The sequence below is a fragment of the Yersinia similis genome, from assembly GCF_001053095.1.
In the GTDB taxonomy this organism is placed as follows: Bacteria; Pseudomonadota; Gammaproteobacteria; order Enterobacterales; family Enterobacteriaceae; genus Yersinia; species Yersinia similis.
In genome coordinates this window covers 17,141-42,056 of sequence record NZ_CGBP01000011.1, presented here as the reverse complement: position 1 = coordinate 42,056, position 24,916 = coordinate 17,141, and the positions used below count along the sequence as shown (strand labels likewise).

Sequence of the window (24,916 nt, the reverse complement as noted above, 5' to 3'; positions counted from 1 at the left end):
AGTTGATGTAACAGTTGATATTGGCGGTTTTATATCGCATGGAAACTGCATGGGGCATAGGTGAGGCTAGTTTCATTGGCCTTTCTATGCCGGATACCCGTTTTCTTTAATACAATATGTCTTAACCGCTTTAGCTGATGACAGCCTAAGCTGCCATCTTTACCTTCATTGCTATGATGATATCGTGCGGCGAGCGGTTTGCGGCCATTTCACTATCGCTGTCACCAGTTCTAAGGTGGCCAAGGTAGCCAGCACCCAGATAAACCAGACCTTGCCTGCTGTCACCAGGACCCAGCCTCCAAAGGGCGGAAAACCAAAAATACCAACGAAGTAGGCAACGACAAACCAAGTCAGAGCGGCGTGACGGTTTTCAGGGGCCGATTCATTGACCGCCCACGTTTGAATCACGGGATATAACAGACCGTAGCCAGCGCCAGTTAGCATGGCGGCAGCAATCTGGAAACTCACATGCGTCGGTATTCCTAATAGGCACACAAGGCCAGCAATTAGGCAGGACAAGAGTACCGTCACTAGCGGGGGGCGGGGCCAGCTTGATAGTTTGCGTGCAAGTAACAGGCGTGAAACCACGGCGGTAGTGGCATGCACGGCAAAAAAAGTACTGGCGCTGGCCAATGAACCGTCGGTGAGCGAGTCCTGAAATGACATCATTCCAGAAAAAACAGCTCCCCCTAGACAGACCATCACGATGGGTCTGATGACTCCGCTTTGGGCGAGTACGGTGATTTTTTTTACCCAAGGCCGTAGTGAATTCTCATGCCGGAGAAGTGGCTCCCTGGTGCCAAAAATTATCAGTAAGATAGAAGCGAAGACCCCCATCACGCCCACCAACAGAAATGCGGCCTGAATAGGGATACCTCCTTGTGCCACCGCGATAGTCAGCAGGATAGGGCTACCGCAAATTCCAGTCATCTGGAATGCGCTAAAGCGCGTAAAGCCGGGGCCTCGTTCAGTATCGGTGAGACGTTCAGACAGTGCCATTGGCCCCCCGATATAGAACATGCCCCAGCCTAGGCCAATCAGCAGTGCCGCTATATGGGGTAGATAGCCGTTTCCACCACTGAGGCTCCCCAGCAGAAAGTAGCCACAGGACTGGATCAGGGCGGCCAGAGCCGCCAGACGTGAGGCGTCTAACTTTCCAGCAAACCAGCCGACCAAAGGTACACCTGTTAGCGTCCCGAACAGAGCCATACCGAGGGTTGCCCCAGCATCAATGTCGTTGCCCCCCTGCGAGTGGAACCAAGCAGAAATGAGAAAAGTGGCACCATAGCCTCCAGCGCTGAACAACGTGCCAAACAGGAGAAACAGTGATGAAGTTTTTCGCATGATTCAGGCTCCTGTGTTGTTTGTCGTTGTACCGGGTGAGGGCGGAGCCATTGTTCTCAGCGTTTTCACCGTATGTTCCAGGCGTTGGCAGACGTAACCTATTTCACTCTCGTTGTTAAACCGGCCTAGCCCAAAGCGCACACTGCCCCGGATCTGTTCATTACTAACCCCTATAGCTTGCAATACGTGTGATGGCGTCTGCTGTTCGGAGGTACAGGCTGATCCTGAGGACAAGGCAACGTCAGGGAGTTCGAGTAACAACGAGTCGGCATCGATACCCTCAAAGGATACGTTTAACACTCCGGGCAGGCATTCAGTAAGGTGACCGTTGACCTGTACATTAGGTACGGTATCGAGAATGTGCTGTCGTAGCCTGTTTCGTAAACCACATAGCCTAGCCGATTCCGCTGACATGTTTTCCATCGCCAGTTCGGCGGCGCGTCCAAAGCCGACAATGGCCGGTACATTGAGTGTGCCTGAGCGTAAACCGCGCTCATGCCCCCCGCCAATGATGAGTGGTGACAGCATAATATGTGGGTCGGCGATATTGACATAAAGTGCCCCGACCCCCATGGGGCCGTAAACTTTATGTGCGGAAAAAGTGGCCATACTGATATTCATGCGTTGCACATCTAAAGCGATTTTCCCGAACGCCTGTGTAGCATCGGTATGGAATAAAATGCCCTTATCCCGGCAGAGTGCGCCAATTTCTGCCACTTTTTGCAAGGTACCTGTCTCGTTGTTGGCAGTCATGATTGAGACCAGACGAGTATCGGGCCGGATAGCTCGGAAGAGGGTATCAAGGGAAACAATACCGTCACGCTGTGGCTGCAGATAAGTCACACTAACCCCACTGTCGGCAAGTTTGGCACAGCAGTCCAGAACTGACTTGTGTTCAATCATGGAGGTGATGATATGCCCCCAATTTCCCTGATACTGAAGGCCTAAGATGGCAAGATTGATGGATTCTGTCGCGCCAGATGTGAATATGATATCGGCGGGACTGACTGCATTGATAGCAGTCGCGATTAATGTTCTGGCCCGTTGAACGGCCTGGCTCGCTTCCCAGCCAAAGGAGTGGCTATTACTGGCGGCATTGCCATAAGCGTGGGTTAGGTATGGCATCATCGCTTGCAGGACGGCAGGGTCTAGTGCCGTTGTCGCGTTATTATCGAGATATATCGGTGGGTTCTGACTGTACATAATAATTTTTCCTTAATCATAAGCGATATGACAACGGCTTTTTTGGGTCAGAGGTGAATTGAGCGGTTATCTTCTCCCCCCGACTGACTTCACCGGCCTCATTGACCAGATTAAGGCGAATGGCGGCTGGGACACCTAGCAGGTGGCTGAGCTGGAGCCCGCGAACATAGGCCAGGCTTCTGGACCAAGGACTATCTTCGAAGAATACTTCCAGAACCGCTTGCGGATCTTGATGGTCGCTCGCTGCCCGTTCAAAATACTCTTTGGTGATAGCCGCACAGGTGAGCTTTTGTGTTGGCGTCTCATTATGCGTATCACCGTTTGGTCGTGAGGCCGCTCCGGTTAGCATCCTACGGGTGAGCCTTTCAGGAATATCTTGGGTCGCGAGGATATGAACAAGGTGCTGTCGGGCTGAATCTTCGTGGATCGCGCGGATATCACTGAGATCTATCTGATATTTTTCCGCAACAGGCAGGAAGACCTGCTGGATTAAAGGATGGAGATGGCTCAAGCGCGGGCGGCGTTTTTGGGCATTAGAAAGGTTTTCTGTCAGAAACTGAAGACGAAAAATACCGAGATGATCGAACGCTACGGACAACTTGGGTAGCAAATTTCCACTATCCAGGGATTGTCGAGCGAGCCGCAACGCTGCATCAAAGGCGTTTAATTGGGCCTCAATTGCAACCGCGCCGTTATTATCAAGATAAACACGGGAGTTCCCGGCAAGTATGCCAATGTGAGTGTTCTGTTGGTCCATGTTTCTCAGTTTCCTTTGAGTGATGACGTATTTTTCTTTATACAAAAAATTAGAATTTCGTCTTGTTTATACGAATTGAAAATATTTACTTTCCTTTCAGTCTTATGCAATAAAATAGCGACTATAAATCCGGCGTAAGATATACCAGCATGCTTAATTGCCTTCTGATAATCGCTAATATATAAAAATCTGATTTGTAAAAAATGACTTATAAAGAAGTTATTAATTCGGATAACACTTTCAACTAACTAAAGGTCAATTATTGCTCTATAATATGCATGGAAATTATTTCCTCATTAAACAAGCTGCTTATATAGATAAGTGGGATGCATCCTCGATAAAAAATAAGAAAATACTTTCAGGATGTATTGTAACCTTTTTACTTGTAAGTAAAATTAATGAAAAAACATCCACTTGACCGAAATTGAGACGCATATCTTAAGAGGTATTGGCAAACTCATAGCACCATGAGGCGGCCCTCTTAGCCAATAGGCTTGTTTTCGAGACTTAACATGCAACCGATTTATATCGTGTTTAAGTTCCCTATCGGATTCTGTAGTGAAAAATAAGGCATTATAAGAGTTGTGGCAAGATCTTTAGTGAAACCTGAAAAATAATTTAATAAATTTGTAGCAATATGTCATCAGTCTGAATGCTTTCTTTTAGTGGTTGTATTAAATCGTCTTCTCTGCTTAAGAAAAGGTTATTCCCGCAAAGGTGAATTAATTATTAACCACATAGTAATCTTTGTGATTTGTTAAACTGAGTCTGTTTTCTTGGCTCGGTAACCCGTTGCATTCAACCCAAATTTTTATTGGATGTGATTGGCTAGGGTATTTTCTTTAATAGATTCACTATTCCTGCGCAGGAGTAATGATTATTAACATAGCCAACGCACATGCAGCTTGAAGTATGACGGGTATAGATTATTGGCAAAGGGAGCCGAGGTAGGGCGAAAGTTGGGCATTGAGGCCTTCGGCGTGAAGGGTTCACGCATGGAGAAAAAGGTGAGAATATTTCCTCACCCATGGCGGTTTTTACCTGACGGGCCAGATATGGCATACTAATGCCGAAATTTAACTAAGAAACTGTATAAAATGAAATATTCAACGTTAGCCGCTGTTATCTTCGGCATTTCAGCGACTCTAGGTAGCGCCACAAATCCGGTACAGGCTGCCGAGGCTTCCTTAATTAATCTTGATTGCCAATTGAAAGATGGTAATGACCTTTTAGCCATATTAGATGGCCCGAATCAGCAATTGATCATTGATAAATCAGTGTTTCAGTTTATAAAAGTGAATCCAGAAGGCCAAGGGGAAGCATTAATATTTCAGAAAGCAAACAGCGAGGAGCAAGTTATCGCCTCTCTGAATATTTCTGCGTTACCAATACGTTTGGCCGTCATTGATGAGGTGCAGGCTAACCAGTATACCTGTACGCACACTCAGGCATAGATTATCCACCTTTCTCTCTGTCTTACCCAGAGAACATTCACTAATGAAACTCAGATCAACAGGGGGGAAATCTGTTGATCTGATTTCAATCCAATCTGCCGATTGAATTAATTATCTTTAGGATGAAAAAAGTTGCCGCATCTAGGGCAAACCAGTGTGATATTTTTGCGGACCTTAGCACTATCTTGTTCTGAGACTAAGGCACATTCAGGGCAAGTGACATTTACTCTCTTACTGGAGAAAGATTTAAACACATCTAATAGGGACATGATTTATTACCGCCAGGATATGGGAGTAAATTCTACCATGTTTTGCATGGAATTAAGTGTTCATTAGGATTAACAAACCGTTTGAATCTGATATAAAAATGGCGCCGGATAGGCGCCATTGATAAATAAAGATATGTCTAAAAATTATCGACCGAACAGATCGCGTCTTTTAGGTTTAACAAATTGGCTGATCAGAACCAGCACGGCGATAACCAGATAAGCGGAAAAAATACCCACTAACCATTGTGGCATTTCCAATGACATAAACTGCCATTGTCTTTCCGAGCAATCGCCACTGGCGGCAAACACGGCGGGTAACCATTTATCCAATGGTAGCCATGAAGGGAAGTTGACAAAAAAGTCGCAGGTATTAAATGGGGATGGATTCAACTGCAGCATAGTGTGGGCCCAAGCTAGCTGAACCCCTTTCCAAGCACTGTAGATCCAAACCGCAATAGCTAAATAGCGTAGTGGTGATCTAGGGGCCATTGCACCCAATAGTGATGCACCGAGAATACCGAATAATGCCACGCGCTCATAAATACACATTACACACGGCTGTAGCAACATAATGTGTTGGAAATAGAGCGCAGTTAACTCTAATAGAAGTGCAGTCAGGGCCATTAATAGCCAAGCACCGCGTCCTCGGGAACAGCGGTTAAGGAATTGCAACATATCTTTATATTTTCCATGCAGTAAGCAATTGTACCGGCAGTGTAAACCAATTCATCTTTGCTGCCAGCTACCCAAAAGCAAAATTAGGTAAAAATCAGTTTTTTCCCACACAAGACAGGCTATCACAAGTACAAATTTTACTTTGGGTGAGATGTTGGTTGGTTTTGCCAGCCCCATTCGTGTCACCTTGAGTTGTCGCACGATATCCAAGGCTGGCCAACCATAATGCAAGTGATCAGTGTGTGATGGCAACCCCGTTTGTGATGTGTGGCAAACTGATCCATCCAGCCTGAACCAGCCACTCGGTCATCGGTACCAATAAAAACTCAACACCCAGCAGGCCAACAATCGTCATCACGATAGTATAAGGCAAAGCCATATATACCATTCGTCCATAGGAAAGGCGAATTAGTGGTGCTAATGCCGAAGTAAGCAGGAACAAGAAAGCGGCCTGACCGTTCGGTGTTGCCACGGAGGGGAGGTTGGTCCCTGTATTGATGGCGACCGCCAACAATTCAAATTGTTGTAACGAGACAATACCATGTTCAAATGCAGAACGGGCTTCATTGATATACACGGTACCGACAAAAACATTGTCTGACACCGATGAGAGTAAGCCATTAAACAGATAAAACAGCGATAGCTGAGCGGAAGGCGAGGCTTGTAACACAAACTGAATAATGGGGGTAAAGAGGCTTTGTTCAATAATAACCGCGACCACGGCAAAAAATACGGTTAGCAGCGCGGTAAAAGGCAAGGCTTCCTGAAAGGCTTTGCCCAATGAATGCTCATTTGTGATGCCACAAAATGAGGTGGCGAGAATAATAACAGATAGCCCGACTAAGCCTACTTCAGCTAAATGTAGTGCCAGCGCCAATACCAACCAGACACCAATAATGGCTTGTACTATTAACTTCACCTTCTCTTGCTTGGTCCGTTTCGCACTGGCTTGCTGGTCGTATTCGGTCAGAACCTGACGCACACGTTCTGGCAACTGGGCACCATAGCCAAATAGTTTGAATTTTTCGACCAACAAGCAGACCAATAACCCGCAAATAAAGACGGGTAAGGTGACGGGCAACATGCGAATAAAGAAGTCAGCAAAATTCCACCCCGCGCTTTTGGCAATAATCAAGTTTTGAGGCTCACCAACCATCGTCATGACGCCCCCCAGTGCTGTACCCACACCAGCATGCATCATTAGGCTACGTAAAAATGCCCGAAATTGCTCTAATGTTTCATGGCTGTCCTGATTATCTATCCCGCTGTCATCAGTAATATCTTTGTCACTGTGATTCGAGGTAACGTTATGATAAATAGTATAAAAACCAACGGATACGCTGATAACTACCGCGATTACAGTTAAGGCGTCCAAAAATGCTGATAGGAAGGCTGAGGCCAGACAAAAGGCCAAGGAAAGGATGGTTTTTGACCGAATATTCAACAGCAACTTCGTAAATACAAACAGCAACAGCTGCTTCATAAAGTAGATACCAGCCACCATAAATACCAAAAGCAAGAGTACTTCCAGGTTATTGGCGATCTCTTCTGCAACTTGATGTGGGCTGGTCATGCCGATGGCAACGGCTTGAATAGCGAGTAATCCCCCCGGTTGCAACGGGTAACATTTCAGCGCCATGGCTAAGGTAAAGATAAACTCGATAACCAGCATCCAGCCCGCGACAAATGGGCTGACAAAGAAGAAGACTAGAGGGTTAATGATCAAGAACCCCATAATTGCTAGTTTGTACCAATCCGGGGAGTTACCAAGAAAATTCTTGAGCACAGCTTGTCTGTTGGTAATGTCCATTGTGAATGATTTTTCCCTTAATAAATTATTATGATGCTATTACGACGAAAAGTTACATTTTAGTTTACGTAATCCAGCTAAAAGCAATACGTATTCTCTGACTAACATTACATTTGCGCAATTTTTGCGACTTTATGACTGCTTTCACCATTTGTTCGGCTCTGGCGCTATATCGGATTACACTCGTCTGGTATGATGAGCCGACTAAATTGCTGATATTTATCGCTACGGAACGTCAAAAACATGGTTATAAAGGCGCAAAGTCCTGCCGGTTTCGCGGAAGAGTATATTATTGAAAGTATTTGGAATAATCGCTTTCCTCCAGGATCTATTTTGCCCGCGGAACGTGAACTTTCTGAGCTGATTGGGGTTACTCGCACAACATTGCGCGAAGTACTACAACGGCTAGCCCGCGATGGCTGGCTCACTATTCAGCACGGTAAGCCAACGAAAGTAAACAATTTTTGGGAGACATCTGGTCTGAATATTTTGGAAACACTGGCGCGGCTTGACCATGACAGCGTTCCACAATTGATAGATAACTTACTGGCTGTTCGAACCAATATTGCCACTATTTTTGTGCGGACAGCTATCCGTCATCATCCAGAAAAAGCGCAAGAAATTTTGGCGCGAGCGAAAACAGTGGATGATAACGCAGAAGCCTTTACTGCTCTTGATTATGGTATTTTCCGTGGTTTGGCATTTGCCTCAGGCAATCCGATTTATGGTTTGATTCTTAACGGTTTGAAAGGGCTTTACACCCGAGTAGGGCGTTATTACTTTTCTAATCCAGAAGCGCGCAAGCTGGCACTGACTTTTTACAATAAACTGTCGACGTTATGTGATACAGAATCTTATGATCAGGTACTAGAGTGCCTGCGCACATACGGCAAAGAGAGCGGGGCTATCTGGCATAGCATGCAGGGCACCATGCCAAGTGATTTGGCCGAAGCGCGTCGTTAGGCGATAAAGCAGAAAAGCGAAGGGGCGTTTAATGCCCCTGAGGTTATTGACAACGCTATTTTTAGCCTCGTGAGTGAAGGGGGGACCGCACCTCGGGGCACTCCGGTGGCTTACGCCACTACGACCCCAACGGCACGTTTCCCCTTCATTTGACTTTTTCAGCAGTCTGAGGGGCGTTTAATGCCCCTTTTTTACCGATGTCATATGCGGTAATGACTTAAATCTTACTGGTTTTCTGCGGAATGCTGTCGAGCAAATCGATACTGCCATCATCATTCAATTGTTCCATATGAACATCAAACCCCCACAGCCGATGAATATGCTTCATCACTTGCTGGCGGCTTTTATCTAATGGCGCTCGGTCATGCGGGATATAACGCAGTGTCAGAGAGCGGTCCCCACGTAGATCAACATTCCATACCTGAATGTTTGGCTCATGGTTGCTCAAGTTATACTGTGCGGACAATTGATTGCGGATAGTACGATAACCTTCTTCATTATGAATAGCCGAAATCTCCAGGTAGTTATTCTTGTCGTCGTCCAACACGGTAAACAGGCGGAAATCGCGCATTATTTTTGGCGATAAGAACTGGCTGATGAAACTTTCATCTTTAAAATCACGCATAGCAAAATGTAGGGTATCTAACCAATCTTTCCCGGCAATATCTGGGAACCAATAATAGTCTTCCTCGGTCGGGGACTGACAGATCCGTTTAATATCCTGAAACATAGCGAAGCCAAGAGCATAAGGGTTAATGCCGTTGTAATAAGGGCTGTTATACGGTGGCTGATACACGACGTTGGTATGGCTGTGCAGAAACTCCATCATAAAGCGGTCGGTGACCCGGCCTTCATCGTATAAATGGTTAAGAATGGTGTAGTGCCAGAATGTCGCCCAGCCTTCATTCATCACTTGCGTTTGTTTTTGTGGATAAAAATACTGGCTGACTTTGCGGACAATTCGCAATATTTCACGTTGCCATGATTCCAACAACGGTGCATTTTTCTCCATAAAGTAGAGGATATTTTCTTGCGGTTCGTTGGGGTAGCGCTGTGCCTGAACAGGGGCTTCTTCCCGATCTTTACGTGGCAACGTTTTCCACAGGGAATTCACTTGGCTTTGCAGATACTCTTCACGGCTTTTTTGGCGTGCGGTCTCCTCGACCAGCGAAATTTTTTGCGGACGCTTATAGCGATCAACGCCATAATTCATTAACGCATGACAAGAATCGAGCAACCGTTCAACCTCTTCAACGCCATAGCGCTCTTCACACTCATTAATATAGTGGCGGGCAAAGAGTAGGTAGTCCACGATGGAGCTGGCGTCAGTCCACGCGCGGAATAAATAGTTATTCTTAAAGAAGGAGTTATGTCCGTAGCAGGCATGGGCCATAACCAGTGCTTGCATCGTGATGGTGTTCTCTTCCATTAAGTAGGCGATACAAGGATTCGAGTTAATAACAATCTCGTAGGCTAATCCCTGTTGACCGTACTTATATTTTTGTTCAGTTTCGATAAATTTTTTACCGAAAGACCAATGGGTATAGTTAATGGGCATGCCAATACTTGAATAGGCATCCATCATTTGTTCTGAGGTAATCACTTCTATCTGATGGGGATAAGTATCAAGCCGGTAATGTTTCGCCACCCGATCTATTTGGTCCAGATACACTTGCAGTAGCTCAAATGTCCAGTCAGGGCCGTCAGTCAGGCGCTTATCTTGTGTGGTCTGTTTCGATGTTGAAGTTGTCATTAGCGCATCCTCACGTTTTTATCGCCCAACTCAAATACTCGTCACTTTACTAATCCTAGCTCAATATCAACAAACTGAGGCATGGCAAGACCTTATGTCAATATAGATTATTTCTTCCTGGCATAATGAATAAACTTATTAAGGTCATTTGTAGTTTATTATTCTGTTAAATGGTTTGTTTTATGGAGTATAAAACTAATAAAAAAGACTTTTGCAATATACGATTCATTCGTGCTGACGTTCGTAATAATAATAGCCTTTTTCAGTATTCATCCCGAATTACGGCTTGGAGTAGGGCGTTTGTTGCTGCCTGATCAAACTCATTGAACTGAAAAGAAATTACAGCGTAAATTAATTGAGAGACAGGTCACAATCTATAATTAATATGTTGGCTAGTTTTTTTCACTGGGTTAATTTTCTGTAAACAGAATATTATGCTTTGTACATGTTTTAGGTGAGGGTGATATGCGCGTTGTCATTTTAGGAAGTGGTGTGGTGGGTGTCACCAGTGCCTGGTATTTGGCGAAAGAGGGGCATGATGTCACGGTTATTGATCGTCAGGATGGCCCCGCCCAGGAAACCAGTGCCGGTAACGCAGGTCAAATCTCACCGGGGTATGCCGCACCTTGGGCGGCCCCAGGCGTTCCTCTGAAAGCGATCAAATGGATGTTTCAGCGCCATGCGCCCTTGGCTATCCGTTTGGATGGCAGCAGCCTCCAGTTACGTTGGATGTGGCAAATGCTGAGGAATTGCGATACGTCTCACTATATGGTCAACAAAAGCCGTATGGTCCGTCTGGCGGAGTACAGCCGTGATTGTCTGAAAGACTTACGCGCAGCGACAGGTATTCAATATGAAGGTCGCCAAGGGGGGACGCTGCAGCTTTTCCGTACCGAACAGCAGTTTGATAACGCGGCGAAAGATATCGCCGTATTGGATGATGCCGGTGTCCCTTATTCACTGCTGACGGCAGAACAATTAGCCACGGTGGAACCCGCCTTGGCGAAGGTTGCACATAAACTTACTGGCGGTTTGCGCTTACCCAATGATGAAACGGGCGACTGTAAATTATTTACTGAGCGGTTGGCAAAAATGGCCGAGCAGGCTGGGGTGAAATTTATCTTCAATCGCTCGGTCGATAAACTGTTGGTAGAGGGGGACCAAATAGCCGGTGTACTGTGTGGTGATGACATTATCAAAGCCGATGCCTATGTGGTGGCTTTCGGCGCTTATTCTACCGCGCTACTGGCCGGGCTGGTGTCTATCCCGGTTTATCCATTGAAGGGTTACTCGTTGACCATCCCAATTACGGATCCGGCCTCGGCACCTTTTTCAACGGTTCTGGATGAAACTTACAAGATTGCTATTACGCGCTTTGATGATCGTATCCGGGTGGGGGGGATGGCTGAAATTGTTGGTTTTAACACGCAACTGGCACCTGCCCGGCGTGAAACGTTGGAAATGGTCGTCCGTGATCTGTATCCCCATGGTGGTGATATCAGCCAGGCGGTATTCTGGTCCGGTCTGCGACCAATGACACCCGATGGCACTCCAATCGTTGGCCGGACACCGCTGAAAAACCTCTATCTTAATACGGGTCACGGCACATTGGGGTGGACGATGGCATGCGGCTCGGGTCAATTATTGGCTGATATAATACAAGGTCGTCGCCCAGCCATTGTGGCTGATGATTTATCGGTAGCGCGTTACCGCGCAGGTTTTCAGCCACTGAATATTGCCCCGTTACACGATATTCACCCCATCCGTTAATATCGTGTAACGCGATTATTTGCCGTTGTTAGTGTATTTCTTCCAACTTGCCGCGGACATGTTTACTGGCTCGGCGCGCTTGCCACGCCAGTAAACAGCCAGCCAGCATCACGATAGCCAGTGACAACTTAGGTTCAATCGGCAGTGCCATCGCCAACAGGCCTAATGCAGCGCCCCCAGCCATTTGAACAAATCCCACTAACGCTGAGGCAACACCCGCTTCATTCGCATAGGGTTCTAGAGCATAACTGGTGGCAGGCCCCATCATAAAGGCTAAACCGGCACAGGCGCTGGCAACCGGTAACATATAAACCAGCCAGTGATGCTGCACATCAACGGACAGTTGTGTCAGACCAAATAGCAAGCCAAAACAGCCTAAGGCCATCAATAAGCTACCGATCATCAGGCAGGTAGGGCGGCCCACTTTTTGAATAATCCGGTTAGCAAAAAAACTGACTGCCATAATCCAGAAGCCATTAGCCCCAAATGCCAGCGAAAATTGTAACGGGCTGAGGCCTGCATCAACCATCAATACATTCGGTGCCAATGATACATAGGTTAATGCCATGCCCATGGCCCCTGCATTGACCAGAGCAAATACCAAAAAGCGGCCATCACGCAAAATACGCAGGTAGTTTTTTATTGGCAGGCCATTTATTGGTTGAGTATTCGCCGGGCGGGTTTCGGGTAAGAACATAATGATTAAGACTAAAACCAGTAATCCGTATAATGCCAGGAACCAGAACGGTGCCCGCCAGCCAAAGGCTTCGGCCAGTAAACCACCTAATAGCGGGGCCAATGCGGGGACAATATTCAACGTGCCATTAAGGAAGCCAAAAGCACGTGCGGCTTCATTGCCGCTAAGGCGGTCACGGACGCCACTGAAGGCCACCACGGCTGTGCAGCATACCGAGACACCTTGTAACAAGCGGGAGCTGACGAACATGACTGGATCCACGGCCAGAGCGGCCATCGCGGCACCCAGCATGTAAAGAACAATACCGATAATAGCGATTGGCTTACGGCCATATTTATCAACCAATGGCCCAGCAATCAGTTGCCCGAGCCCCAGAACTAGAATAAACAGCGCAATAGTTGATTGAATCAGAGACTCACTACTATTTAGCCCTTTAGCAATGGCTGGGATGGTCGGTAAATAGAGATCAATCCCCAAAGGGCCAAGTAATATCAAGCTTAATAGCAGGAAAAGGAATTTTTGCATGACAAAGAAGTCGTATCCAAATTACAAAGGCGACAAGAATAAGGGCTTTGTCCGTAAATAGGAAACCTATAAGTGCTAAGCGTATTTAAGTGACAACGTCACCTGGGGTTAATTGAATTTTTATGGTACGACAATCGTGGGAATATTACTTATCACTTATCACTTATCACTTATCACACTTATCACTGCCGACAATAGACACCAGCAGTAGTAGGCTCTCATCAATGAACGCCATTACCTGCCCAAATGGTGGCCAGGTAATGGCGGATAGGTGCCGTTATACAACATCCATGTTCCCAAAGCGGCCGCCATTAAAATCAGCAATAGCTTCAGCTATGTCAGACTGCTGACAAACCCCGATGACGTGATCTTGAACGGTGAGGATAGGCAGAGGAGTAAAGCGTCCGCGCCAGGGATGGCGCGGCTCGAGCCTACATGGATGTATTTACGGCGTCTTTACGATCTGCCTGTTCTCTCCGTCGCGGGCACTTTGTCAATAACCTCCAATAGCTTCAGCTATTTGTGTCTGAGTATTCATCACAAATGGGCCATAACCGACAATAGGCTCGTCGATTGGTTCACCGCTTAACAGCAGCAACACGGCGTCATTATTGGCCTCAATATTCAGATGAGTACCCGTGGGATCCAGTAGCACCATTTCTGCTTCGCGGGCAACGGCATCACCATTCACTAAGAGGGTCCCATGTAACACAATCAGTGCAGTGTTCCAGCCTGTTGGCAGTGAAAACTCACAATTATTTCCTTGAGTTAACCGAATATCCCAGACATTCAGTGGTGAAAATGTCTTTGCTGGCCCAATGTTTCCGGCATATTCACCTGCAATAACCCGCAGATTCCCTGCATCGTCAGGTAAATTAACCTGTGGAATAACCCCACTACGAATGGCCTGATAGCCGGGTGCGGTCATTTTATCTTTAGCCGGTAAATTGACCCATAGCTGTACCATCTCAAAAGGGCCGCCTTTTTGCGCAAAAGTATCTGAGTGGAACTCTTCATGCAGAATACCTGCACCTGCAGTCATCCATTGCACATCACCCGGACCAATGATACCGCCGTTACCGGTTGAATCGCGGTGTTCGACTTCACCGTGATAAACAATGGTAACCGTTTTAAAACCACGGTGTGGATGTTGCCCAACCCCGCGGCGTGGTGCGAATCACCTGCCCGGTGGCACTGTTGCAGGCAACTGTCAGTACCATGCTGGCGGATTTTATGGCCAGTTGTCCTTTGGTGACTATCCATCTGGAAGCGACTAACCGGCAAGTAGATCCCGTTGCTGAGGCCATTGATATTGCAATTCGCGTTCGGCCACCGCCATTACAAAATAGCGATTTAGTGCTGCGGGTTCTGGGTAATCGCTGCCAGTGTTTGGTCGCTAGCCCTGAGTTGATAGGGCGACAGGGTGAAGTAAATACTCCGGCTGATCTAACTGGTTGGCCAAGCCTTGGATTAGGGCAACCTCAGCAAGCGTTTATTTGGAACTTAGAAGGGCCGGAGAAGGCTCATGCGGCGGTGTATCATCAGCCACGGTTGGTGACAGCAGATATGAATACCTTACGTAGTGCGGCATTGGCCGGTGTAGGGGGGGTGCAATTGCCACTGATGATGGTGACGGAACAACTGGCCGTAGGCACATTAGTTCGCCTATTGCCTGATTGGTCAGTCCGCCATGAGATTATTCATGCGGTCTATCCTTCAAGGCGCGGGTTGCTACCCTCGGTACGCAGCGTATTGGATTATCTTGTTCAGCGCTTCAGCCAATTGGATGAGCGGTGAGAACTTCGTGTTTATACCGCTAGTGCTTGTGTTGATGATGCTTGTGTTGATGATGTTTATGGCGAAGATGTTTATGCCGATGGTGTGAATCAGGAAAATGCGAATGAGAGTGCGTCATCGGCAGGTGCTGATGACGATGCTTGTGGGAGGTACCCACGTCTACCGAAAAGTCATGGAGATGTTGATGATGTTCGTCATGAATATGTTCATGCTCATGTATCATTTCATCATGGATATGTTGATGTTCATGCTGCTCCGTAAGATGTAACCCGATCCCTATCGCCATCAAAATGCCCGCGATGAGCAATGGAATAGTGACGGTGTCACCTAAGGCGACCGCCAACACTGCGCCTAAAAACGGTGCAATAGAAAAATAGGCACCAGTGCGGGCAGTGCCGAGGTGGCGTAATCCAATGACAAATAGCGCCAAACTGACACCATAAGCCAAAAATCCAACCAACAATGCGCCAACGAGGTTTCCCAAAGGAGGCAATGTTGCTCCGAGGGCGAAGGCCAGCGCCAGATTAACCACTCCGGCAACGCCCCCTTTGACGGCGGCAATCCAGGTTGCATCGTTCAGCGAGACTTTACGGGTCAGATTGTTATCAATTCCCCAAGCAAAGCAAGCACCTAAGATGGCCAGTGTCGGCCATAATCCGGCAAATTGAGCTTCTCCCGGCCAGCTAAGTACTCCTCTTGGCCAGCTAAGTACTATTGCGCCAGCGATGATAACCACCATACCCAGAGCAATACGGCGGTCAACATTCTCTTTGAAGGCGAACCAGGCTAAAAGGGCGGTGAATACCCCTTCAGCATTGAGTAGCAGTGATGCGCCAGAGGCGGGCATACCCGTGAGGCCGACCATTAGTAGTACGGGTGCGATAATGCCCCCAGAGAGGATGGCACCAATAAACCACAGTAATTCGTTACGGGGCAGGCTCACCGCCGCTGGGCGTGTGATTAGGCGGTAGAGTGTTAGACCAATACCGGAGCCAAGGTAAAGCAAACCGGCCAATAACCATGGGCTAACGGTATTCAGTAATTGTTTTGCCAGAGGGGTACCGGCACCAAACAGTATTGCTGCAGAGAATGCCGCTAATACACCCGGATGCCGTAATCCATTATACCATTTCATCAATTCAGCTTGTGATCCACGAATAGCGGGAAGTGATAATTTTAGCCCATAAAAAAGCCGGAAAATGTTTTCTGAATAAGAAAAAACTAACCGGCTAATATTACTGCTAATTATCCACGGTCTGTTTATGAAATAACTCACGGAAGACGGGATAAATATCTTCGGGTTCACGAATATGTTGTATGGCAAAGTTGTCGAATTTTTCTTCCAGATCTTCATACTCGCGCCATAACGTCTGATGAGCACGACGGGTTATCTCGATATAGCTGTAGTAACGCACCACCGGTAGAATCTTTTTGGCCAGTAATTCATGGCACAATGGCGAGTCATCTGCCCAGTTATCACCATCAGAAGCCTGAGCGGCATAAATGTTCCACTGCGCCGGGTCATAACGCTCCTGAACCACTTCATCCATTAATTTCAGTGCGCTGGAGACAATGGTTCCGCCGGTTTCTTGCGAGTAGAAAAACTCCTGTTCATCCACTTCTTTGGCTTGCGTATGGTGGCGGATATACACCACATCGACATTTTTATATGTCCGGCTCAGGAATAGATAGAGCAGAATATAAAACCGTTTAGCCATATCTTTCGTGGCTTGGTCCATGGATCCCGAGACATCCATCAAACAGAACATGACAGCTTGGCTGGAGGGTTCAGGGCGGCGTTCATAATTTTTATAACGTAAATCAAAGGTATCAATAAACGGTACCCGAGCAATTTTTTGCTTTAACTCGGTAATCTCCTTGCGTAGGCGTTCTTCCTCCAACAATTGCGCTGGCTCAGAATTCTCCAGCACATTAAGCGCTGCTTCCAGTTCACGTAACTCGCGCCGTTTGCTGGCGGTCATCGCGGTTCTGCGAGCCAGTGAATTTTGTAGTGAACGTACCACACTGATATTGGCAGGCACGCCATTAGAGGTATAACCCGCCCGGTGCGTTTTAAACTCTGCCAGTTGTTTGTACTGATTTCTTTTCAGATTAGGCAGGGCGAGATCTTCAAACAGTAAGTCCAGGTACTCATCTTTAGAGATCTGAAAGACAAACTCATCCTCACCTTCACCATCTTTACCGGCATTGCCTTGACCGCTACCACTACTTCCACCGCCTTGAGGGCGGTCTACCCGGTCATTGGTGATAAAATGGTCATTGCCGGGATGCACCCGATGGCGCAGCCCACCATTGCCTTGATGAAACATTGGCTCATTGATGTCGTCGATAGGTATTGAAACTGACTCGCCACTTTCTATATCGGTTACCGACCGTTTGTTGATGGCATCGGCAATCGACTGTTTAATTTGCGACTTATAGCGGCGTAAAAAGCGCTGGCGATTCACCATGCTTTTATTCTTACCGTTAAGTCGTCTGTCAATGAAATAGCCCATATATCCCCCAAACGACTTTGCCAAGCTTGCATCCACCAGCCCCACACTGTCCCTTTGTACTTGGCGTTACAGCGGTGTTAGCTGTAACGCCAATGACTCAGTGCATGGTTTTGCCTTCCTGTGCCTGAACTCTACTTTCGATAGAAAAATTATGAAGATTTTCTTACCCGCAGATACCATTCACACAGCAAACGAACTTGCTTACGGGTATAACCTTTCTCCATCATCCGATCGACAAAATCATCATGCTTTTTCTGTTCATCTGTTGACGTTTTGGCATTAAAGGAGATAACCGGCAGTAACTCTTCGGTATTGGAGAACATTTTTTTCTCGATCACCGTGCGCAACTTTTCATAACTGGTCCAGTTTGGATTACGGCCATTGTTATTTGCTCTGGCGCGTAACACAAAGTTGACGATTTCATTACGAAAATCTTTCGGATTACTGATACCTGCGGGTTTTTCAATTTTCTCCAATTCTGCATTCAGTGATTCACGGTCAAACAACTGACCGGTATCAGGATCTCGGTACTCTTGATCCTGAATCCAAAAATCAGCATAGATAACATAACGGTCAAATATGTTCTGGCCGTATTCAGAGTAAGATTCCAGATAGGCGGTTTGGATCTCTTTCCCGATAAATTCGGCATATTTCGGGATCAGATAACCTTTCAGGTGCTCAAGGTATTTCTCTGCAATATCTTGTTGGAACTGTTCACGCTCAATTTGCTGTTCTAACACATAAAACAGATGAACTGGGTTGGCTGCCACTTCAGCATGGTCAAAGTTAAATACCCGCGACAGAATTTTAAAGGCGAAGCGGGTGGATAGGCCGCTCATACCTTCATCAACCCCCGCGTAATCCCGATACTCCTGATAAGATTTGGCTTTTGGATCGGTATCTTTCAAACTTTCACCGTCATACACCCGCATTTTGGAGTAAATGCTGGAGTTCGCTGGCTCTTTCATTCGCGAAAGAATCGAGAACCGTGCCAGCGTTTCCAACGTCCCCGGAGCACAAGGTGCATGGGTTAATTCACTGTTCTGGAGCAATTTGTCATAAATCTTGATCTCTTCCGAGACCCGTAGGCAATAAGGCACTTTGACGATATAAACGCGGTCAAGGAAGGCCTCATTGTTTTTATTATTACGGAATGTCACCCATTCAGATTCGTTTGAGTGCGCGAGAATAATTCCACTAAATGGAAGGGCGGATATTCCCTCCGTTCCGTTATAGTTTCCTTCCTGCGTTGCGGTCAGTAATGGATGCAGCACTTTAATAGGTGCTTTAAACATCTCAACGAATTCCATTATCCCTTGGTTTGCGCGGCACAATGCACCGGAATAACCATAGGCGTCAGGATCGTTCTGGGCGTGATGCTCCAGCTTACGGATATCCACTTTTCCCACCAATGCGGAAATATCCTGATTATTCTCATCACCGGGTTCAGTTTTTGCTATCGCAATCTGTTCAAGGATAGAAGGCCAGACTTTGATCACTTTGAATTTAGTGATGTCACCGCCAAACCCATGTAGCCGTTTTGCTGCCCATGGCGACATGATAGTACCGAGATAACGGTTTGGAATGTTGTACTCTTTGGCCAAAATTGCCGCATCTTCCTGCGGGTTAAATAAGCACAACGGATGGTCATTCACGGGGCTACGTTCGCCATTAGCACTTAATATATAAATAGGCACACGTTGCATCAGCGCTTTTAAGCGCTCCGCCAGTGATGATTTACCCCCGCCGACCGGGCCGAGCAAATAAAGGATTTGTTTCTTTTCTTCTAACCCTTGAGCGGCATGTTTGAGATAAGAAACAATCTGTTCTATGGCCTCCTCCATGCCATAGAACTCTTCAAACGCAGGATAACGTGCGATAACTCGATTAGAAAATAGCCGAGACATGCGGGATTCTAGTGCGGTATCGACCATGACTGGCTCACCAATAGCCATCAGCAGACGTTCAGCCGCATTGGCATACGCACTACGATCTTGCTGACAGATAGCGAGAAATTCCTGCAGAGTGAACTCTTCGTCCTTGGCCGCTTCATAGCGCTGGCGATAATGATCAAATATGTTCATAGCGATGCCCGTCCTGTTTGAATGGTTGGGAACATAAAAGAGTAGTAGTGTTTTATTGGGTTAAAATTTTGAAACTACTACCTTATTGTTATGGTCGCGTCTCCTCTAAAGGTCAAGTTAGCCCTGACCATAGATTTGCCACCCTTAGAACAATAAATAACCATTATTTAGTAATTAAATCTATTTTTTATTTCATTGTCAGTATGTTGTATATGATTAATTGGACTTATCTGTTTGAATATCTCGTTATTTTATTGTAATTAAATAGACGTAAATTTTGGATTGCCAGTGAGTTCATGATTGGCAGTAAGTACAGCAGAGGGCATTCACATCAATTTTGCATATGTAAAGATTTCGCTACTGACAACCAATTGATTTACACTAAGTTAGCTGATTATTTTGTTACTAAGGGAATTTACTTCGTGAAAAAAGATCGTAAAGAAATGAACCAAATAAAAACGCTGGCGGCTTTAACAGTTGCATTGGCTGTTTGCATGCCAACCGCCAATGCAGGAAATTGGTCTCTGGGGGCTTCTGCATTAGTCAGCCCGGACCCTTACCGTGGCAAAAATGATCGTGTCTATCCCGTACCTGTTGTCTCTTATGAGAGTGATAATTTTTACTTCCGGACACTGGCAGCAGGTTATTACCTGTGGAACGATAGCAGTAATCGTTTATCAATTGATGCTTTCTACTCACCACTGCACTTCAAACCCGGTGACAGTGACGATCAGCAGATGAAGCAACTCAATAGACGTCGTAGCACCATGATGGCAGGGATGTCTTATTCTCACATTGAGGATTGGGGGACTCTGCGTGCGATGTTTGCTGGTGATGTATTGGATAACAGCAATGGTTTTGTTGGTGACTTAGCGTATTTGTACCGCTTTAGCATTGATAGCTGGACGTTAACGCCGGGTGCCGGTATGAGCTGGAACAGCAAAGATCAGAATAGCTACTACTATGGTGTGAGCCGTGGTGAGTCTGCGCGCAGTGGTTTGGCTGAATATAACCCAAGCGATAGCTGGTCACCGTATTTGGAGCTGTCTGCTAACTACAATATCAATCCAAATTGGAATGCTTTCTTTACTGGCCGTTATATCCGTCTGGCTAATGAAGTTAAAAACAGCCCAATGGTGGATAAATCATACACTGGCGTGTTGTGGACAGGCGTTACCTATACATTCCGCTAATCAGCGTTGAACAAGACCAATGGGGCCACAGGCCCCATTTTCATATTTACCGAACTGTCGGTATCAGGTGTTTTTACGGCTCCGGAGCGTCATCGCCAAACGTGCTGGTGCATCAGGCGCAGCCACCAATGGCTTGTTGACTCGTGCGGTTTCTACGCAAACCATCGTTTTATAGCCATCATTTGGCATATCTACCATGCTGCAGGACAATTCAGCGCCGGGGTTCCAGGCAACCACATCACTTTGGTGATGGTGATGGACCTCAATAGTTCGTTTCAGCGCGGCATCTTTTATCAGACTATAGGCTTCAGGTTGGGTATAGACACGGTCAGTTTGGCCGTTAAAGACTAAATCGCCTTGTTGAGTGACATCGGCAACTTTCAGCACTTTATCTAAATACTTCTCACCCAGTCCGCTGACTTTAATTTGACTTATATCGCCAATCTGGAAGTAGGTATGTAATGCAGCCGCAGCCTGATAATCACCGTGTGATTCCAGTTCAACTTCACATTCATCTCCCAACTTGAAACGCGCGATCAAGGTGAAGGCATGTGGCCAGTATTGACGGGTTGTGTCGCTGTCTTCAAGGGTAAAAGTCAGAATGACGCCGTTTTCATTTTCATCATGAGCACTGAGCGTCCATGGTGAGATACGGGCAAAACCATGAGCGGGTTGTGCCGTTGGGCCAAACCAAGGCCAACAAATTGGAACCCCTCCACGAATCGCAATACCCTCTTTAAAAGGCGTGTTATTGCTCAGCCAAATAATTGGTTGTTCACCACTGGGTTGATAGGCCAGTAAATGGGCACCCTGCAAACTTATTGCCGCACGTACCTTCGGATGAGAAACAACCACTACCGGCAATTCATCCAGTTGACGCTGGCTGATATAAGGAGAGATTTGTTCGACAACGGGGAGGGCAAATACTTTCTCGTTCATTCGTTTGGCCTTATGGGAAAAGGAGCTGGGTTCAGTTTATCTTCAGTCTTTCGATAATATCACAGGCATTGAATCTTGCAGCAAGCGTGCGATGCAGGTGTGGCGAATCATTGATATGGCGCAAGATTATCCTTCATACTTGATGTCGCAGTAGGATTAGCGCACACACTCACCCGGCTCAGTTACTCATCTGAATGACTTGCTGGAGTAGAAAATAGGGGGAAGGAGAGACCATTGGGTTGGGAATAGGGCAGTAAATATTATCCGTGTCGATAAATAATAAAAGCCACCCGAGGGGGTGGCTTTAGGTCGAAATCTACATCAATCGATTACTTAGAGATGTGAGAGATCAGGTCCAGAACTTTGTTTGAGTAGCCAGTTTCGTTATCGTACCAAGAAACCAGTTTCACAAAGTTGTCATTCAGCGCGATACCTGCTTTAGCATCAAATACTGAAGTCAGTTTTTCGCCGTTGAAATCGGTAGAAACAACGTCATCTTCGGTATAACCCAGAACGCCTTTCAGCTCGCCTTCTGAAGCTGCTTTGATCGCTGCACAGATTTCTTTGTAAGAAGCTGGTTTTTCCAGACGAGCGGTTAGGTCAACAACAGAAACGTTAGGAGTAGGGACGCGGAACGCCATACCCGTCAGTTTACCGTTCAGTTCTGGAATCACTTTACCTACTGCTTTAGCCGCACCAGTAGAAGAAGGGATGATGTTCTGGGATGCGCCGCGGCCGCCGCGCCAGTCTTTGTGAGACGGGCCATCAACAGTTTTCTGAGTTGCGGTAGTAGCATGCACAGTGGTCATCAGCGCTTCAACGATACCAAACTTATCGTTGATCACTTTAGCCAATGGAGCCAGGCAGTTAGTGGTACAAGAAGCGTTAGAAACGATCTCTTGGCCTGCGTAAGTTTTATGGTTAACGCCCATAACGAACATAGGGGTGTCATCTTTAGATGGACCAGTCAGAACAACTTTCTTAGCGCCAGCAGCGATGTGCTTACGTGCAGTTTCGTCGGTCAGGAACAGGCCTGTTGCTTCAGCAACAACATCAACGTTAACTTCGTTCCACTTCAGGTTAGCCGGATCTCTCTCTGCGGTAACACGGATGGTTTTACCGTTAACAACCAGATGGCCGTCTTTTACTTCTACAGTACCGTCAAAACGACCATGGGTAGAGTCGTATTTCAGCATGTATGCCATGTAATCAGCGTCCAACAGATCGTTGATTGCAACGATTTCGATGTCAGAACGTTCCTGAGCAGCACGGAAAACAATGCGACCGATACGGCCAAAACCGTTGATACCTACTTTGATAGTCATATATTCCACCAGCTATTTGTTAGTGAATAAAAGGTTGGTTGTAAAATTACAAAAACCTTGCCGAGCGTCAAGCGGAATCGTGTCAATTATTGCTACAAATCAAACCAAGGGCGGTAGTTCGAACATTAATTACACGTTTCCAGATACGATAAGTGTCATTGCTATGTTGGGGCGCAATATTCAGTTTAAAGTGATAATTGATAATATTTGCGATTTTTATCACATTTATGCCGTTACCACCTCGATGGCATACAGTTTAGGACAATTTTAACTGCTTTGTTGTTAATTTTTTGTTATTATTAGACGTTGTTTTCGTTGACTTTATTCCCTGCCAGAGAACCGCAAAAATGGCCAAAGAACTGAACCCTACAGAAAATATTGAGAAACTGTCCGATATTCAGCGGTATGTCACCCAGGAGCGTGGAACGGAAGCCCCTTTTACGGGCAAACTGTTGCACAATAAGCGTGATGGCGTGTACCAATGTCTGTGTTGTCACCAGCCGCTCTTTATCTCTGAGTCAAAGTTTGATTCTGGCTGTGGTTGGCCAAGTTTCTATCAACCTATTGACGCTGATTCAATACGCTATATTGATGATTACTCTCATAATATGCATCGTGTCGAGATTCGTTGTGGTAACTGTGATGCCCATCTGGGGCATGTATTCCCTGACGGACTACAGCCTACGGGGGAACGTTATTGCATAAATTCGGCATCACTGAATTTCGTTGATGACCAAAATGGTGAGCAAACTGCAGGCTGAAGAGAAACATCTCAATTCCACATGTAAAGAATCGATTCAGCTTATTATTCGTTTATCCGAGGATGCTCTGATGGAGCTTGAAGACCTGATTTCAGTAATGACCCCCGAAATATACCAGCGTTTAGTGCAAGCAGTTGAACTGGGGAAGTGGCCAGACGGTGTGGCGCTGACACCTGAGCAGAAGGAAAATAGCCTGCAAATGGTTATGCTGTGGCAGGCCCGTAATAACCGTGATGCTCAACATATGAGTATTGGCACAGATGGGCAGATAGTAATGAAAACCAAACAAGAGCTGAAACAGCAGTTCAGTCAGTCAACGTTGGTTAAGTTGAAACCAGAATAATCGCTAACGTACGCAAAATTGAGTTGCGTATCTTTACATAAAATATTGGAGCCGGGGCAGGCTCCAATATTTGCTCAGAAAGGGGTCAGTCTGCTGAAGCAACTTCAGCCAGGCATTGTTCAAGAGCCAGTAAGTTGGCACCTGCATCACTCATAGCATCGAAAGCCTGCTGGCTATCTTCTGGTTGCAAGTTTACCCCGCGGCACCCATCACTGATAACAGTTGTTTGATAACCCAAAGCGAGTGCATCTAGTACGCTATACTTCACACAGTAATCTGTGGCCAGCCCCATAACATACAGATGGTTAATGCCATGGTGCTGTAGCCAGCTATCCAATGATGTTTTAGCTCGTCGGTCATTGTCGAAAAAGGTGCTGTAACTGTCGATATCAGGATCTTGCCCTTTGCGAAAAATGGCTGTAATAGCACTTTGTTTCAACTGTGGGTGCAATGCTGCCCCTGGTTGTTCCTGAACACAATGTACCGGCCACCATACTTGTACTAATCCCTCTAGTTCCCCAACCGTGCCCGGCTCTGCATTGGAGTTCACCGCAAAGCTACGGTGCTCAATTGGGTGCCAATCTTGGCTGGCAATCACTGGTATATTTTTGGCGACACAGGCTTCAATCATTCGGTTAGCTACGCTGATGACCTCATTGCCTTCGCTAACAGCCAACGCTCCACCAGGACAAAAGTCGTTTTGTAAATCGATTAAGAGCAAGGCTGTTTTCATTAAAA

At 46.5% G+C, this 24,916-nt stretch carries 21 protein-coding genes and 3 pseudogenes; 9 read left to right on the top strand and 15 right to left on the bottom strand.

The features are described 5' to 3' along the window. Positions 1-171 precede the first annotated feature (171 nt). Genes AC971_RS10105 through AC971_RS10095 form a run of 3 tightly spaced genes read right to left on the bottom strand, consistent with a single transcriptional unit; the run spans position 172 to position 3,304 of the window. Positions 172-1,344, bottom strand: a complete 1,173-nt coding sequence (locus tag AC971_RS10105; RefSeq protein WP_025383823.1) for an MFS transporter — start codon at positions 1,342-1,344, stop codon at positions 172-174. A 3-nt stretch (positions 1,345-1,347) separates the two neighbouring features. After that, positions 1,348-2,547 (bottom strand): cysteine desulfurase family protein, encoded by a 1,200-nt coding sequence (locus AC971_RS10100; RefSeq protein WP_025383824.1) that lies wholly within the window; start codon positions 2,545-2,547, stop codon positions 1,348-1,350. A gap of 16 nt (positions 2,548-2,563) precedes the next feature. Further along, entirely contained in the window at positions 2,564-3,304 is a 741-nt protein-coding gene (locus tag AC971_RS10095; RefSeq protein ID WP_025383825.1) for a hypothetical protein, read from the bottom strand. A 1,097-nt stretch (positions 3,305-4,401) separates the two neighbouring features. Between AC971_RS10095 and AC971_RS10090 the strand changes: the two genes are divergently transcribed. Further along, entirely contained in the window at positions 4,402-4,758 is a 357-nt protein-coding gene (locus tag AC971_RS10090) for a hypothetical protein (protein ID WP_025383826.1), read from the top strand. 107 nt (positions 4,759-4,865) lie between these two features. On the opposite strand, the gene AC971_RS25140 is transcribed toward AC971_RS10090, so the two are convergent. From AC971_RS25140 to nhaB, 3 genes are all read right to left on the bottom strand, one after another. Continuing rightward, the gene (locus AC971_RS25140; protein WP_220387943.1) at positions 4,866-5,027 is read right to left on the bottom strand and encodes a YnfU family zinc-binding protein; all 162 of its coding nucleotides are present in this window, start codon (positions 5,025-5,027) and stop codon (positions 4,866-4,868) included. A 144-nt stretch (positions 5,028-5,171) separates the two neighbouring features. After that, entirely contained in the window at positions 5,172-5,702 is a 531-nt protein-coding gene (dsbB, locus tag AC971_RS10085) for a disulfide bond formation protein DsbB (protein WP_025383827.1), read from the bottom strand. A 235-nt stretch (positions 5,703-5,937) separates the two neighbouring features. After that, positions 5,938-7,512, bottom strand: a complete 1,575-nt coding sequence (nhaB, locus tag AC971_RS10080) for a sodium/proton antiporter NhaB (protein ID WP_025383828.1) — start codon at positions 7,510-7,512, stop codon at positions 5,938-5,940. A 243-nt stretch (positions 7,513-7,755) separates the two neighbouring features. Between nhaB and fadR the strand changes: the two genes are divergently transcribed. Continuing rightward, on the top strand, positions 7,756-8,475 hold the full coding sequence (fadR, locus tag AC971_RS10075; RefSeq protein ID WP_002211688.1) for a fatty acid metabolism transcriptional regulator FadR: 720 nt from the start codon (positions 7,756-7,758) through the stop codon (positions 8,473-8,475). A 217-nt stretch (positions 8,476-8,692) separates the two neighbouring features. Here the strand turns inward: fadR and AC971_RS10070 are convergent, their stop codons facing one another. Beyond that, a complete protein-coding gene (locus tag AC971_RS10070; protein ID WP_011192425.1) occupies positions 8,693-10,228 on the bottom strand; it encodes a SpoVR family protein in 1,536 nt (511 codons plus the stop codon). 465 nt (positions 10,229-10,693) lie between these two features. Here AC971_RS10070 and AC971_RS10065 point away from each other — a divergent pair, with 465 nt between their 5' ends. Continuing rightward, complete coding sequence (locus tag AC971_RS10065; protein ID WP_002211686.1) at positions 10,694-11,998, top strand: D-amino acid dehydrogenase; 1,305 nt, start codon at positions 10,694-10,696, stop codon at positions 11,996-11,998. A gap of 28 nt (positions 11,999-12,026) precedes the next feature. Here AC971_RS10065 and AC971_RS10060 read toward each other — a convergent pair whose 3' ends face one another. Beyond that, a complete protein-coding gene (locus AC971_RS10060; RefSeq protein WP_025383829.1) occupies positions 12,027-13,220 on the bottom strand; it encodes a multidrug effflux MFS transporter in 1,194 nt (397 codons plus the stop codon). A 435-nt stretch (positions 13,221-13,655) separates the two neighbouring features. Here AC971_RS10060 and AC971_RS25135 point away from each other — a divergent pair. After that, a pseudogene (locus tag AC971_RS25135) lies at positions 13,656-13,724 on the top strand (gluconate 5-dehydrogenase); the annotation flags it as partial. Here the strand turns inward: AC971_RS25135 and AC971_RS10055 are convergent. Next, positions 13,714-14,388 (bottom strand): annotated as a pseudogene (locus AC971_RS10055) (pirin family protein); the annotation flags it as partial. The pseudogenes AC971_RS25135 and AC971_RS10055 overlap by 11 nt on opposite strands. On the opposite strand from AC971_RS10055, the pseudogene AC971_RS10050 reads away from it, so the two are divergent. Further along, a pseudogene (locus tag AC971_RS10050) lies at positions 14,373-15,017 on the top strand (LysR substrate-binding domain-containing protein); the annotation flags it as partial. The pseudogenes AC971_RS10055 and AC971_RS10050 overlap by 16 nt on opposite strands. A 19-nt stretch (positions 15,018-15,036) precedes the next feature. Here the strand turns inward: AC971_RS10050 and AC971_RS10045 are convergent. The 3 genes from AC971_RS10045 to yeaG form a co-directional block, all read right to left on the bottom strand. Next, the gene (locus AC971_RS10045; RefSeq protein ID WP_025383831.1) at positions 15,037-16,152 is read right to left on the bottom strand and encodes a DMT family transporter; all 1,116 of its coding nucleotides are present in this window, start codon (positions 16,150-16,152) and stop codon (positions 15,037-15,039) included. A 106-nt stretch (positions 16,153-16,258) separates the two neighbouring features. Then, on the bottom strand, positions 16,259-17,533 hold the full coding sequence (locus AC971_RS10040; protein ID WP_038402698.1) for a YeaH/YhbH family protein: 1,275 nt from the start codon (positions 17,531-17,533) through the stop codon (positions 16,259-16,261). A 149-nt stretch (positions 17,534-17,682) separates the two neighbouring features. After that, the gene (gene yeaG, locus AC971_RS10035) at positions 17,683-19,617 is read right to left on the bottom strand and encodes a protein kinase YeaG (protein WP_025383833.1); all 1,935 of its coding nucleotides are present in this window, start codon (positions 19,615-19,617) and stop codon (positions 17,683-17,685) included. A gap of 47 nt (positions 19,618-19,664) precedes the next feature. Between yeaG and AC971_RS25610 the strand changes: the two genes are divergently transcribed. Both AC971_RS25610 and AC971_RS10030 read left to right on the top strand, forming a co-directional pair. Beyond that, positions 19,665-19,877 (top strand): hypothetical protein, encoded by a 213-nt coding sequence (locus tag AC971_RS25610; protein ID WP_071825507.1) that lies wholly within the window; start codon positions 19,665-19,667, stop codon positions 19,875-19,877. A gap of 162 nt (positions 19,878-20,039) precedes the next feature. Next, complete coding sequence (locus AC971_RS10030; RefSeq protein ID WP_025383834.1) at positions 20,040-20,810, top strand: MipA/OmpV family protein; 771 nt, start codon at positions 20,040-20,042, stop codon at positions 20,808-20,810. A 63-nt stretch (positions 20,811-20,873) separates the two neighbouring features. Here AC971_RS10030 and AC971_RS10025 read toward each other — a convergent pair whose 3' ends face one another. Next, the gene (locus tag AC971_RS10025) at positions 20,874-21,749 is read right to left on the bottom strand and encodes a D-hexose-6-phosphate mutarotase (protein ID WP_025383835.1); all 876 of its coding nucleotides are present in this window, start codon (positions 21,747-21,749) and stop codon (positions 20,874-20,876) included. A 329-nt stretch (positions 21,750-22,078) separates the two neighbouring features. Continuing rightward, positions 22,079-23,074 (bottom strand): glyceraldehyde-3-phosphate dehydrogenase, encoded by a 996-nt coding sequence (gene gapA / locus AC971_RS10020; RefSeq protein WP_038402247.1) that lies wholly within the window; start codon positions 23,072-23,074, stop codon positions 22,079-22,081. Between the two features lie 347 nt (positions 23,075-23,421). On the opposite strand from gapA, the gene msrB reads away from it, so the two are divergent. Together msrB and AC971_RS10010 are read left to right on the top strand one after the other, a co-directional pair. After that, positions 23,422-23,835: a peptide-methionine (R)-S-oxide reductase MsrB gene (msrB, locus tag AC971_RS10015; protein WP_025383837.1), complete on the top strand. Its 414-nt coding sequence runs from the start codon at positions 23,422-23,424 to the stop codon at positions 23,833-23,835. Between the two features lie 70 nt (positions 23,836-23,905). Continuing rightward, entirely contained in the window at positions 23,906-24,178 is a 273-nt protein-coding gene (locus tag AC971_RS10010) for a YeaC family protein (RefSeq protein WP_038402700.1), read from the top strand. 85 nt (positions 24,179-24,263) lie between these two features. Here the strand turns inward: AC971_RS10010 and pncA are convergent, their stop codons facing one another. Continuing rightward, the gene (gene pncA, locus AC971_RS10005; protein WP_025383839.1) at positions 24,264-24,911 is read right to left on the bottom strand and encodes a bifunctional nicotinamidase/pyrazinamidase; all 648 of its coding nucleotides are present in this window, start codon (positions 24,909-24,911) and stop codon (positions 24,264-24,266) included. Positions 24,912-24,916: the final 5 nt, after the last annotated feature.

Bases quoted from the DNA above. Each gene is read 5' to 3' on its own strand.
- AC971_RS10010 (WP_038402700.1), top strand. From the start codon at position 23,906: ATGGAGCTTGAAGACCTGATTTCAGTAATGACCCCCGAAATATACCAG.
- gapA (WP_038402247.1), bottom strand. From the start codon at position 23,074: ATGACTATCAAAGTAGGTATCAACGGTTTTGGCCGTATCGGTCGCATT.
- AC971_RS10095 (WP_025383825.1), bottom strand. From the start codon at position 3,304: ATGGACCAACAGAACACTCACATTGGCATACTTGCCGGGAACTCCCGT.
- dsbB (WP_025383827.1), bottom strand. From the start codon at position 5,702: ATGTTGCAATTCCTTAACCGCTGTTCCCGAGGACGCGGTGCTTGGCTA.
- AC971_RS10025 (WP_025383835.1), bottom strand. From the start codon at position 21,749: ATGAACGAGAAAGTATTTGCCCTCCCCGTTGTCGAACAAATCTCTCCT.
- fadR (WP_002211688.1), top strand. From the start codon at position 7,756: ATGGTTATAAAGGCGCAAAGTCCTGCCGGTTTCGCGGAAGAGTATATT.
- AC971_RS10065 (WP_002211686.1), top strand. From the start codon at position 10,694: ATGCGCGTTGTCATTTTAGGAAGTGGTGTGGTGGGTGTCACCAGTGCC.
- msrB (WP_025383837.1), top strand. From the start codon at position 23,422: ATGGCCAAAGAACTGAACCCTACAGAAAATATTGAGAAACTGTCCGAT.
- AC971_RS10045 (WP_025383831.1), bottom strand. From the start codon at position 16,152: ATGAAATGGTATAATGGATTACGGCATCCGGGTGTATTAGCGGCATTC.
- AC971_RS10040 (WP_038402698.1), bottom strand. From the start codon at position 17,533: ATGGGCTATTTCATTGACAGACGACTTAACGGTAAGAATAAAAGCATG.
- AC971_RS10070 (WP_011192425.1), bottom strand. From the start codon at position 10,228: ATGACAACTTCAACATCGAAACAGACCACACAAGATAAGCGCCTGACT.
- AC971_RS10090 (WP_025383826.1), top strand. From the start codon at position 4,402: ATGAAATATTCAACGTTAGCCGCTGTTATCTTCGGCATTTCAGCGACT.
- AC971_RS10060 (WP_025383829.1), bottom strand. From the start codon at position 13,220: ATGCAAAAATTCCTTTTCCTGCTATTAAGCTTGATATTACTTGGCCCT.
- pncA (WP_025383839.1), bottom strand. From the start codon at position 24,911: ATGAAAACAGCCTTGCTCTTAATCGATTTACAAAACGACTTTTGTCCT.
- yeaG (WP_025383833.1), bottom strand. From the start codon at position 19,617: ATGAACATATTTGATCATTATCGCCAGCGCTATGAAGCGGCCAAGGAC.
- AC971_RS10100 (WP_025383824.1), bottom strand. From the start codon at position 2,547: ATGTACAGTCAGAACCCACCGATATATCTCGATAATAACGCGACAACG.
- AC971_RS10105 (WP_025383823.1), bottom strand. From the start codon at position 1,344: ATGCGAAAAACTTCATCACTGTTTCTCCTGTTTGGCACGTTGTTCAGC.
- nhaB (WP_025383828.1), bottom strand. From the start codon at position 7,512: ATGGACATTACCAACAGACAAGCTGTGCTCAAGAATTTTCTTGGTAAC.
- AC971_RS25140 (WP_220387943.1), bottom strand. From the start codon at position 5,027: ATGTCCCTATTAGATGTGTTTAAATCTTTCTCCAGTAAGAGAGTAAAT.